The sequence below is a fragment of the Pseudomonas sp. GW823-FHT02F05 genome (assembly GCF_058797315.1).
The window spans coordinates 48,938-60,453 of the sequence record NZ_JBXAJM010000023.1; the positions used below are offsets into that span (position 1 = coordinate 48,938).

An 11,516-nucleotide genomic window follows, 5' to 3' on the forward strand; every position below is an offset into this window, starting at 1 on the left:
GTCTTCTCCTGGGCACCAAATTCAGATCAAACCCGCGAAAGCGGGTTTTTTCGTTTCCGGGGTTTGAAAACTTCCCCAGTGATTTCCCCCTCATCCGCACTTGAGAAGATTTATCGTTTATCCTTGCAATGATTTGTTGCATATAAGCGAGGAACACTTCGGATGATGATCCGTGACAACCGACTCAAGACATCCCTTCTGCGCGGCCTGACCCTCACCCTACTCAGCCTGACCCTGCTCTCGCCCGCCGCCCATTCTGCCGACAAGGTCTCCCTGACCTTATACAACGGCCAACACAAAGAAGTCGGCGATGAACTCGCCAAGGCCTTCGAAGCCAGGACCGGCATCCACGTCAACGTGCGCAAAGGTAGCAGCAACCAGCTGGCCAGCCAGGTCGTCGAAGAAGGTGAGCGCTCCCCTGCCGACGTCATCTACACCGAAGAATCACCGCCCCTGAACAAACTCGGCGAGCAAGGCCTGTTGGCAAAAATCGATGCCAGCACCCTCGATGTCCTGCCCAAGGATTACGTGGGCAAAAACGGCGACTGGATGGGCGTGACCGCACGCACCCGCGTCGTAGCCTTCAACCCCAAACTGATTGCCGAAAAAGACCTGCCCAAGTCGGTACTGGATTTTGCCGGCCCCGAGTGGCAAGGCAAAGTCGGCTTCGTTCCCACCAGCGGCGCGTTCCAGGAGCAAGCCGTGGCGATCATCAAGCTGCACGGTCGCGAAGCCGCAGAAGAATGGCTGACCGGTCTGCGCGCCTTCGGCAAGGTGTACAGCAACAATATGGTTGCCCTCAAGGCCGTGGAAAAAGGCGAAGTGGCCACCGTGCTGGTGAATAACTACTACTGGTTTGCCCTGAAAAAGGAAAAAACCAATCTGGATTCCCAACTGCACTACTTCACCGATGGTGATGCTGGCGGCCTGATCACCGTATCCTCCGCTGCCGCACTCAAATCCAGCAAGCATCCCAAAGAAGCTCAGCAATTGCTGGCATTCATGGCCAGCGAAGAAGGCCAGCGCGTGATCACCAACACGTCGGCCGAGTACCCGCTGCGCAAGGGCATGGAATCGAACCGCGGCCTCAAGCCATTCAGCGAGCTGCAGCCACCAAAGGTCACCCCCGCAGACCTGGGCAACGCCGAAGAAGCCCTGGAACTGGAACGTGACGTTGGCCTGAACTGATGAACCCATCGCTTTCCGTCGCGGGGTTCACCCCCCGTCGCAAACGCCCGTCGATCTGGCTGCTGCTACCTGTGCTGTTGCTGGTTGGCCTGAGCCTGTTGCCGCTCGCCTACGTCGGGCTCAAAGCCTGGCAGGCGGGCTGGACGGAGGCGGTGCATCTACTGTGGCGGCCTTATGTGTTCGGACTGCTGCGCAACACCCTGGCGCTCATGGTCGGCGTGACCCTGAGCTGCGGCGTGATCGGCCTGTCCCTGGCCTGGCTGCTGGAACGCAGCAACCTGCCGGGGCGACGCATCTGGGGCGTGATCCTGTGCCTGCCGTTTGCGGTGCCGGCGTTCGTCAGCAGTTTTACCTGGGTGTCGCTGAGCGCCCAGTTCGAGGGGCTTGGCGGCGCGATCCTAGTGATGAGCCTGTCCAAATACCCGCTGGTATTTCTGCCGGTGGCGGCAACGCTGCGCAATCTTGACCCTTCCCTGGAAGAGTCGGCCCGCACTTTGGGGCACAACCGCTGGGGCGTGTTCTTTCGCATCACCTTGCCGCTGCTGTGGCCATCGCTGCTGGCCGGCTCACTATTGATCGCACTGCACATGCTGGTGGAATTCGGCGCGCTGTCGATCATTGGGCTGCAGACCTTCACCACCGCGATCTACCAGCAGTTCGAACTGGAGTTCAGCAATGCCAATGCGGCAATGCTCTCGGCAGTGCTGCTGGTGATGTGCCTGACCCTGCTATGGCTGGAACTGCGCGTACGCGGCAAAGGCCGGCACGTGCGCATCGGCCAGGGCGCGGCGCGGCACGCCGAGCAGGTTCGACTGGGCAGGTGGGCGCCATTGGGCCAGGTGTATTGCCTGGCGCTGGGGATCATTGGCAGTGGCATCCCACTGGGAATGCTCGGGTATTGGTTGGCAGTCGGTTCGTCGGCAGCGTTTCCGATGGCCGAGATCGGTGAGGCGCTGCTGTCTTCCCTGGCGCTCTCGCTGGGCGGCGCCGCACTGTGCCTGGTACTGGCAGTACCGGTTGGTTTGCTGGTGGTGCGCTACAAAGGGCAACTGGCGCTATGGGCCGAACGCTTGCCGTACTTACTGCATGCCCTGCCCGGCCTGGTGATTGCGTTGACCCTGGTGTATTTCGCCCTGCATTACGTGCCGGCGCTGTACCAGACCTCGGCATTGCTGCTGATTGCTTATGCGCTGCTGTTTTTGCCATTGGCCCAGGCGCCGATTCGTACAGCGCTGAACAAGGCGGCGCCACAGTTGGAAGAGGCTGCGCGCACGTTAGGCGCATCGTCCTTCAGTGCGTTTTGCCGGGTGACGTTGCCAATTATCTTTCCGGCGCTGGGGGCGGCGTTTGCCTTGGTGTTCCTGGATGCGATGAAGGAATTGACGGCGACATTGCTGCTGAGCCCGACCGGGCTGAATACCTTGGCAACGGCCGTCTGGGCGCATACCTCGAATGTGGAATTTGCGGCGGCGGCGCCGTATGCAGCGTTGTTGATTCTGGTGTCGGGGTTGCCGGTGTATCTACTTACGACGCGGATGTATTTGAGCCGCTGAAACAGCTATCGCAGGCAAGCCAGCTCCCACAGTTGACCGCGCTCCAACTTTGGAATGCAGTTGAATGTGGGAGCTGGCTTGCCTGCGATGAAGCCCGTCCAGACGACCTCACGCCCTGAACTGCCCCAAGCTCGCCTTCAACTGCGCCGCCAACCCATCCAGCACCTTCCCACTGGCCGTCGTCTCCACCACCGCTTGCGCCGCACGCTCCGCCTGGGCATGGATCACCTCCACGCGCCCACGCACCGCATGCGCGCCCTGGGCCTGATGCTCAGCCGCACGCGTCGCCAGGCCAATCGCCGCATGCACCTGCTCCACAGAAGCCTGCACCGTCTGCTGCAAGCGCACGCTGTCGCGCAGCACCAGCAAGCCCTCACTGGCCTGGCGCCCCGCCTTGCCGATGGTTTCCACCGCCTCACGTGCGCCCTGCTGCAATGCCACGATATGCGCCTGGATATCGCCAGTGGAGCTTTGAGTCTTGCTCGCCAGCGCACGCACTTCATCGGCCACCACCGCAAAGCCGCGCCCAGTCTCGCCAGCCCGTGCCGCCTCGATGGCCGCGTTGAGAGCGAGCAAGTTGGTTTGCTCGGCGATGCCGTGAATCACGGTCAACACCACTTCAATCTGTTCGCTTTGCTGCGCCAGCCGTTCGATCACCTGGGAACCGGCCTGCACCTGCCCCGCCAACGCCTCGATCAAGCTACCGACTTCAGCCGAGGTTCGTGAGTTTTCATCCGTGGCCTGGCGAATATCCACCACCTGCTGCAACGCCGCCTGCATAGCGTGACTTTCGGCCTGGGCCTCGTCGGCCATTTGCGACAAAGCGCGCAAACTCTCGGCCACTTCATCACGCTGCAAGCCCGCCGCCGCATCGGCGCCAGCATTGCGCAATGTCATGGCACCGATTTCCACACCGGTACGCTGGGCCACGTCGCCTGCCTCCCGTACGATGGGCTGCAACTTATCCACAAAGCGATTGACCGCCGAGGCCATATCGCCGATTTCATCCTTGCTGTTGATCTGCACGCGCTTGGTGAGGTCGCCCTCGCCGGCCGCCAGATCATCCATCGCGGCAATCAGCAACTTCAGGCGATTGACCACGCGCCGCCCCAGCACAATGGCGATCAGCAGCAATACCCCAAGCCCCACCAGTGCCAGCCCCATGCCGATGCGCCAGCGCAGGGTGCCCGCCGCGTCTTGCACGGCGGCGGCGGTGTTGGCCGTCATTTGCGTGGCAGTGGCTTGTGCCGATTGCAGCCGGGCGCCCATGGCGTTGGCGCTGTCAGCGGCGGCTCCCTTGAGGCTATCACCCACCAGTTGATCACCGCTGGCGATCAGCGCGGCAAAGCGCTTATCCAAGGCTTGCAGGTCGGCCTCAACCGCAGCGGTCGACACGCCCATGCGCACCTTGCCGATTTCCACACCGTTGGGGCTGATGGAGGCTTCAACGTAGTACACGGAAGGGTCAGTCTTGGCCGCGTCCAGTACCTTATCCAGAGCACGCTCACCCGCGCCTTTTGCCAGCAACGCCTGGTTGATCGGGTTCTCACGGTTCAGATAACGCGTCAGGTGCTCGCCTGCGGCGTCGTCATACACCACGAACAGCACATTGGGGTTGCGCTGGGCCCGGCGGGCAAACTCTGAAAGGGTCGGCACGTCACTGTCCCACATGGCACGGGGCGCGACCGAGGCCAGCAGTTGCGCCATGTCATTGGCGGAGTCCTGCAGGTCTTTTTCCAGCGTCGCACGCAACTGCTTTTGCTCTTCCTGCAAGCGCGTGGAAAGCCCAGTTGTCAGTCGCTGGCGCGTGCTGGCGGACAGGCTGTCCAGGCTGGACGTGACTTCCTTGCCAGCTTGGGCCAGTTCGCCAGACAACTTCTGGCTATCAATGCCCAGGCGATTGCCCAAATCGGCTTCCAGCGCCGTCACCGTGCTCCGCGTCAGCGCGACGGCCACCAGCACTTGCACCAAAAGAGCGATACCAAGGGTAACGAACACCGGCCGCAACAGACGGCTTTGTAACAACGAGAGAACGGCAGACACTGGAAATCCCTCCACCACGGGTGCCACTAATTTGATAGCACCTCGAAAGAGGGAAACACAGCAAGGGTCGTGCCGCTTGCCAGGCAGAAACGACAAAGGGCTCCCGAAGGAGCCCTTTGCTTTTCACATCAACAGCTTATTACGCGAACGGGTGACGCAGAACGATGGTCTCGTTGCGGTCCGGGCCCGTCGAAATAATGTCGATCGGCGCACCGATCAGCTCTTCCACACGCTTGATGTAGGCGCGGGCGTTGGCTGGCAGCTCTTCCAGGGTCTTGGCGCCCACGGTCGATTCGGTCCAGCCTGGCACTTCTTCGTACACAGGCTGCAGGCCCACGTAGCTGTCAGCGTCAGTCGGGGCAACATCGTTGCCTTGGGCGTCTTTGTAGCCGACGCAAATGTTGATGGCTTCCAGACCGTCGAGTACGTCCAGCTTGGTCAGGCAGATGCCCGAGATGCTGTTCACATCGATAGCGCGACGCAGGATAACGGCATCGAACCAGCCGCAACGACGAGCACGGCCAGTGGTGGCGCCGAATTCGTGGCCTTGCTTGGCCAGGTGCGCGCCGACGTCGTCGAACAGCTCAGTCGGGAACGGGCCCGAACCTACGCGAGTGGTGTAGGCCTTGGTGATACCCAGGATGTAGTCCAGGAACATCGGGCCAACGCCAGAACCGGTCGCAACGCCGCCAGCGGTGGTGTTGGAGCTGGTCACGTACGGGTAGGTACCGTGGTCGATGTCCAGCAACGAACCCTGGGCACCTTCGAACATGATGTCCTTGCCAGCGCGACGCAGATCGTGCAGCTCGGCCGTCACGTCCAGCATCAACGGCTTGAGCAGCTCAGCGTATTCCTTGCACTCGGCCAGGGTCTTTTCAAACTCGATGGCTGGCTCTTTGTAGTAACCGACCAGCATGAAGTTGTGGTAATCCACCAGTTCACGCAGCTTGTCTTCAAAGCGCGGCATGTTGAGCAGGTCGCCCACACGCAGGCCACGACGTGCAACCTTGTCTTCGTAGGCCGGGCCGATGCCGCGACCGGTGGTGCCGATCTTCAGCTCGCCACGCGCCTTTTCACGGGCTTGGTCCAGCGCAACGTGGAAGGACAGGATCAGCGGGCAGGACGGGCTGATACGCAGGCGCTCGCGCACCGGTACGCCTTTCTCCTCCAGCTTGGTGATCTCGCGCAGCAGGGCGTCAGGTGCAACCACCACGCCATTGCCGATCAGGCACTGCACGCCTTCGCGCAGGACACCCGACGGGATCAGGTGCAAGACGGTTTTTTCGCCATCGATGACCAGGGTGTGGCCAGCGTTGTGGCCACCTTGGTAGCGCACTACGGCGGCAGCATGTTCGGTCAGCAGATCAACGATCTTGCCTTTGCCCTCATCACCCCATTGGGTGCCCAGGACTACGACATTCTTACCCATAACACTTGTCCTCATTCGCGCAAACTTGGTGCCGGCGATGGCCGGCAGGAAAACTCAAGAAGCCAGTGGCGATACTTGCCAAAGCCCGTTCTGCTGAATCAATTGCCGGTCGCAGTCCGCTTCACGGGCGGCGGCCAATGGCTGCCCAGGCAAGGCCTGGACTACACGCTGACCCTCACGGCGTAACTGGCAAACCTGCTGCCAGAGCGCTGCGTCCGTACTGTCGGGCATCCAGATGCCACCAGACGGCAGCTCGACCTCAGCACGCCCCAGGGTCACCAGGGTTTTCAAATCGGTGGAAAAACCAGTGGCCGGACGCGCACGACCGAAGTCGGCGCCGATATCGTCATAGCGACCACCTTGGGCGATGGCCTGGCCAACACCCGGGACGAATACCGCGAACACCACACCGGTGTGGTAGTGGTAGCCGCGCAATTCACCCAGATCAAAATACAGCGGCAGCTCCGGGAACCGCGCCGACAGGCGCTCGGCAATTGCCAGCACATCATCCAGTGCCGCCAATACCGGTGCCGGCGCATTGGCCAGGCGCTCACGCGCAGCCACCAGCACTTCACGGCCGCCGCACAGATTTACCAGCGCCCGCAGCATGCCAGCCAGCTCAGCAGGCACACCCTCGGTGAGAGCGATCACTTCATCGATCGCCTTGCGCTGCAGGGCATCGAACAACTGTTGCTCCACTTCACCGGACAACCCGGCAGCACGCGCCAGGCCACGGTAGATACCGACGTGGCCCAGGTCCATGTGCACGTCCGGCACATCCGCCAGTTGCAGCATGGCCAGCATCAGGCTGATCACTTCCACATCGCTGCTCGGGCTGGCATCGCCGTACAACTCGGCGCCCAACTGGATCGGGCTACGGGAAGACGACAACGCGCGCGGCTGGGCATGCAGTACGCTGCCGGCGTAGCACAGACGGCTCGGGCCTTCACGACGCAGGGTGTGCGCATCGATGCGCGCCACTTGTGGCGTGATGTCGGCACGGAACCCCATTTGCCGGCCCGATTGCGGGTCGATGACCTTGAAGGTGCGCAGATCCAGGTCCTGGCCCGCGCCGGTCAGCAGGGATTCCAGGTACTCAATATGGGGAGTCACGACAAACTCGTAACCCCAGCTCTGGAACAGATCCAACACCTGGCGACGCGCTACTTCAATGCGCGCAGCTTCTGGTGGCAGTACTTCTTCGATGCCATCTGGCAGCAGCCAGCGGTCTACCGTTGCCATTACGCCATTCCCCTTTGATCCGGGCGGCCAGCCCTCGGCCGAGCCTTGAGTGAAGCAGAAAATACCCGCCCCTTGCATAAACCACGCGCAAGAGCGACGTGACGAACGGCCTGCAAACGGCCTCGTCGGGCACTTTCCTCGAAAAACCTGTCACGCCTGCCGAATCAAACATGCAGACGCAAAAAAGCCGGGAATTTCCCGGCTGCCGCATCATACACCCGTTTTCTGAAAGGATCACCCCGCCAGGCATTTTAGCCGCCCGACGGAGTGCGCCTTACAGAATCACGGGCTGGTTACTTGGACTTTTCCAGGTAGCGGAAGAAGTCGCTGCTTGGGTCCAACACCAGTACGTCGGTTTTGTTCGCGAAGCTTTCACGGTAAGCGCGCAGGCTACGGTAGAACGCGTAGAACTCCTGGTCCTGGCCGTAGGCCTTGGCGTAGATCGCCGCGGCTTGAGCATCGCCGTCACCACGAGCCTCTTCAGACTCACGATAAGCTTCTGCCAGCAGTACACGACGCTGACGGTCGGCATCGGCACGGATACCTTCAGCCAACTCGTTACCCTTGGCGCGGTGCTCACGCGCTTCACGCTCACGCTCGGTGCTCATACGCTCGAACACGCTGCGGTTCACTTCCTTGGGCAGGTCAATGGCCTTGACGCGAACGTCGACCACTTCAATACCCAGCTCTTTTTCCGCCATGGTGTTCAGCGAACGGGTGATGTCAGCCATCAGCGCATCACGTTCACCGGATACCACCTCGTGCAGGGTGCGCTTACCAAACTGGTCACGCAGGCCCGATTCCAGACGACGGGACAAACGCTCGTCGGCAATCTGCTTGAGGCCGGAAGTCGCAGTGTAGAAGCGCTCGGCATCCTTGACGCGCCACTTGGCGTAGGCGTCAACCATCACGGCTTTCTTTTCCAGGGTCAGGAAGCGCTGTGTCGGTGCATCCAGGGTCATCAGGCGGGCGTCGAACTTGCGCACCTGGTTGACGTAGGGGACTTTCACATGCAGGCCCGGCTGGACATCCGCCTGGACCACGCGACCGAATTGCAGCAGCACCGCACGCTCGGTCTGAGCGACGATGTAGAAGCAGTTCCAGGCAGCGATGACCACGACGACGCCCACAATCAGGGCGGTCAGCGATTTATTGCTCATCAACGGCTCTCCCTGGTACGTGTTTGCTGTTGCAGCAAGTCAGCGGCCGCACGGGCGCTCGCTTCGTTGGCAGCGGCATTCGAACCGGTGGACGGTGCACTGGCGCCGCTACGACCACCTTCGATCATCTTGTCCAGCGGCAGGTACAGCAGGTTGTTCTGCCCACCTTTGCTGCCGGTCACGAGAACCTTGCTGGTGTTGCTGAAGACTTCCTGCATGGTGTCCAGGTACAGACGCTCGCGGGTCACTTCAGGAGCCTTGCGGTACTCGGCGACCAGCTTGGTGAAACGATCTGCCTCACCCTTGGCGCGGGAGACCACTTCATCGCGGTAACCGTTGGCATCTTCAAGGATGCGCTGGGCCTGACCACGGGCTTCCGGCACAACGCCGTTGGCATAGGTTTCAGCCTGGTTGCGCGAACGCTGCTCGTCTTCACGTGCACGGATCACGTCGTCAAAGGCTTCCTGCACTTCACGCGGTGCCGCTGCGCTCTGTACGTTCACCTGGGTAACGGTGATACCGGTGCGGTAAGTGTCGAGGAAGCGTTGCAGACGCTCCTTGATTTCGCTGGCCATCAACTCACGACCTTCGGTGAGCACCTGATCCATGGCGGTGGAACCCACCACGTGGCGCAGGGCACTTTCGGTTGCGTGTTGCAGGCTGATTTCCGGCTGATCAACGTTCAGCACGAAGTCTTGCAGGTTGCTGATCTTGTACTGCACGGTCAGCGGCACTTCGACGATGTTCTCGTCTTCGGTCAGCATCTGGCCCTGCTTGGTGTACGCACGCTCACGCGTCACGTTCTCCATGTACTTCTTGTCGATCGGCGGGAAATAGATGTTCAGGCCTGGCCCGACAGTCTCGTAGTACTTGCCGAAGCGCAGCACCACGGCTTGCTCCTGCTCGTCCACCACGTAGACCGCGCTGTACAGCCATACGGCCGCGAGCACGACAAGACCCAGGCCCAGCAGGCCATAGCCACCGCCCTTGCTTGTGCGACCGCCGTCGTCACCACCACGTTTTTTTCCACCACCGAACAACCCATTCAGGCTTTCCTGCAGCTTTCGGAAGGCCTCGTCGAGATCCGGTGGCCCCTTGCGGTCGCCATTATTGCGGCGCTTACCACCCCAAGGATCCTGATTATTCGAGTTGCCACCCGGCTCATTCCAAGCCATAGCGCTCTCCATCTGATAAAGCAAAGACGCACCCACGGCGCGCCGACCAATGCTACAGAATGCCTGCTACTGCGGCACAACCGCTTTCTCAGGCTTTTATTGCAAAGTGTGTTGTTCGATGAACTCTGCCGGTACAACACCCTCTCGGCTGACCAGCCGATTGAGTTCCGAGCGTGGCAATCGAACGGCCAGCAAGCTGACACCTTCTTCGTCGTGTTCTTCTTTCTGTACCGCGCCCAACTCGAAAAACTGTGCACGCAGTCGAGCAAAACGCTGCGGCAAGCGCAAGGTGCCGACGAACAAATCGCTGCCGAGCAATTCGGCAATGGCTTGTTCCAGCAACTCCAAGCCACTGCCATCTCGCGCCGATAACCAGACCCGCTGGGGCTTGCCGTTCTCGTCGCGCTGGATCTGTGGCTCAACGCCTTCAAGCAAATCGAGTTTGTTATAGACCTCGAGGATCGGCAAGTCCTGGGCACCAATCTCGCCCAGCACCACCATGACCTGTTCAATCTGCAACATGCGATCCGGTTCGGCCGCATCGATCACGTGCAACAGCAGGTCGGAATTGCTCGACTCTTCGAGCGTAGACCGAAATGCCTCGACGAGCTTGTGGGGCAGGTGACGAATGAAACCCACAGTATCGGCCAGCACAATCGGCCCCAGGTCGTCGATGTCCAGACGCCGCAGGGTCGGGTCGAGGGTGGCGAACAGTTGGTCGGCCGCGTACACATCCGACTTGGTCACGTTATTGAACAACGTGGACTTGCCGGCGTTGGTGTACCCCACCAGGGACACGGTCGGGATATCCGCACGGGAACGGCCACGTCGCGACTGCTCGCGCTGGCTGCGCACTTTTTCCAGGCGGCCCTTGATCTGGCGCAGGCGAACCCGCAGCAGACGCCGGTCGGTTTCCAACTGGGTTTCACCCGGGCCACGCATGCCGATACCGCCACCCTGACGCTCAAGGTGAGTCCAGCCGCGAACCAGGCGGGTGCTCATGTGGTCAAGCTGGGCCAGTTCAACCTGGAGCTTGCCTTCATGGGTGCGGGCGCGCTGGGCGAAAATATCGAGAATCAGACCGGTACGGTCGATCACGCGACACTCGAAAACACGTTCGAGGTTACGTTCCTGACTGGGAGTGAGGGTGTGATTGAAGATCACCAGATCGGCTTCTTCGGTATGAACCAGGTCGCGCAGTTCCTCGACCTTGCCGCTGCCAATCAGGTATTTGGCGGTTGGCCGATGACGCGGTACGTTAAAAAACGCAACGGTCTCGGCGCCGGCCGAATTTGCCAACTCCTGAAACTCCTGCGGATCTTCGCGCGCCTCAGGGTCCTGTCCATCCAAGTGAACGAGGATTACTCGCTCACCACCACCGTGGCGCTCAAAGAACAAAGGAGACTCCTATCAGGCGTTACCTGGCTCAGCGTCACCCTGTTCGTCACCTGCTGCGCTAGGCAGACGGATTGGACGAACTGGAACGACTGTCGAGATAGCGTGCTTGTAAACCATCTGGCTGACGGTGTTTTTCAGCAGGATAACGAATTGGTCGAACGACTCGATCGTACCTTGCAGCTTGATGCCGTTGACCAGATAGATGGAAACCCCAACTTTCTCTTTACGTAAAGTATTCAAGTAAGGGTCTTGTAGCGAATGCCCTTTTGACATGTGCCGCACTCCTTTAAGGATCAATAATAAAAAATCGGAAAATAGATAGCTTATG

9 protein-coding genes and 1 tRNA gene (1 of these 10 cut by a window edge) are annotated in these 11,516 nt (G+C 60.6%); 3 read left to right on the top strand and 7 right to left on the bottom strand.

What is annotated here, in order from left to right; translation table 11 throughout:
- The 3 genes from AC1RAC_RS23785 to AC1RAC_RS23795 all read left to right on the top strand — a co-directional run.
- Positions 1 to 18 (top strand) — tRNA-Leu (locus AC1RAC_RS23785) (it extends 169 nt beyond the left edge of the window).
- 144 nt (positions 19 to 162) lie between these two features.
- Positions 163 to 1,188, top strand: a complete 1,026-nt coding sequence (locus tag AC1RAC_RS23790; RefSeq protein WP_314545976.1) for an extracellular solute-binding protein — start codon at positions 163 to 165, stop codon at positions 1,186 to 1,188.
- Positions 1,188 to 2,741 (top strand): ABC transporter permease subunit, encoded by a 1,554-nt coding sequence (locus AC1RAC_RS23795; protein ID WP_314545974.1) that lies wholly within the window; start codon positions 1,188 to 1,190, stop codon positions 2,739 to 2,741. Before AC1RAC_RS23790 ends, AC1RAC_RS23795 begins: the two co-directional genes overlap by 1 nt.
- Before the next feature lie 108 nt (positions 2,742 to 2,849).
- Here the strand turns inward: AC1RAC_RS23795 and AC1RAC_RS23800 are convergent, their stop codons facing one another.
- From AC1RAC_RS23800 to hfq, 7 genes are all read right to left on the bottom strand, one after another.
- The gene (locus AC1RAC_RS23800) at positions 2,850 to 4,784 is read right to left on the bottom strand and encodes a methyl-accepting chemotaxis protein (RefSeq protein WP_314545971.1); all 1,935 of its coding nucleotides are present in this window, start codon (positions 4,782 to 4,784) and stop codon (positions 2,850 to 2,852) included.
- 139 nt (positions 4,785 to 4,923) lie between these two features.
- Positions 4,924 to 6,213: an adenylosuccinate synthase gene (locus AC1RAC_RS23805; protein ID WP_014716669.1), complete on the bottom strand. Its 1,290-nt coding sequence runs from the start codon at positions 6,211 to 6,213 to the stop codon at positions 4,924 to 4,926.
- 54 nt (positions 6,214 to 6,267) lie between these two features.
- Positions 6,268 to 7,455 (bottom strand): ATP phosphoribosyltransferase regulatory subunit, encoded by a 1,188-nt coding sequence (locus AC1RAC_RS23810; protein ID WP_034125649.1) that lies wholly within the window; start codon positions 7,453 to 7,455, stop codon positions 6,268 to 6,270.
- 293 nt (positions 7,456 to 7,748) lie between these two features.
- A complete protein-coding gene (hflC, locus tag AC1RAC_RS23815) occupies positions 7,749 to 8,615 on the bottom strand; it encodes a protease modulator HflC (RefSeq protein WP_003188064.1) in 867 nt (288 codons plus the stop codon).
- Entirely contained in the window at positions 8,615 to 9,790 is a 1,176-nt protein-coding gene (hflK, locus tag AC1RAC_RS23820) for an FtsH protease activity modulator HflK (RefSeq protein WP_003188062.1), read from the bottom strand. Before hflK ends, hflC begins: the two co-directional genes overlap by 1 nt.
- 96 nt (positions 9,791 to 9,886) lie before the next feature.
- Positions 9,887 to 11,188 (bottom strand): ribosome rescue GTPase HflX, encoded by a 1,302-nt coding sequence (gene hflX / locus AC1RAC_RS23825; protein WP_492617036.1) that lies wholly within the window; start codon positions 11,186 to 11,188, stop codon positions 9,887 to 9,889.
- Between the two features lie 12 nt (positions 11,189 to 11,200).
- Entirely contained in the window at positions 11,201 to 11,461 is a 261-nt protein-coding gene (gene hfq / locus AC1RAC_RS23830) for an RNA chaperone Hfq (protein ID WP_003188059.1), read from the bottom strand.
- Between the last annotated feature and the right edge of the window lie 55 nt (positions 11,462 to 11,516).

Excerpts from the sequence above, each read along its gene's own strand:
- AC1RAC_RS23790 (WP_314545976.1), top strand. The coding sequence starts at position 163 with ATGATGATCCGTGACAACCGACTCAAGACATCCCTTCTGCGCGGCCTG.
- AC1RAC_RS23795 (WP_314545974.1), top strand. The coding sequence starts at position 1,188 with ATGAACCCATCGCTTTCCGTCGCGGGGTTCACCCCCCGTCGCAAACGC.
- AC1RAC_RS23805 (WP_014716669.1), bottom strand. The coding sequence starts at position 6,213 with ATGGGTAAGAATGTCGTAGTCCTGGGCACCCAATGGGGTGATGAGGGC.
- AC1RAC_RS23810 (WP_034125649.1), bottom strand. The coding sequence starts at position 7,455 with ATGGCAACGGTAGACCGCTGGCTGCTGCCAGATGGCATCGAAGAAGTA.
- hflC (WP_003188064.1), bottom strand. The coding sequence starts at position 8,615 with ATGAGCAATAAATCGCTGACCGCCCTGATTGTGGGCGTCGTCGTGGTC.
- hflK (WP_003188062.1), bottom strand. The coding sequence starts at position 9,790 with ATGGCTTGGAATGAGCCGGGTGGCAACTCGAATAATCAGGATCCTTGG.
- hfq (WP_003188059.1), bottom strand. The coding sequence starts at position 11,461 with ATGTCAAAAGGGCATTCGCTACAAGACCCTTACTTGAATACTTTACGT.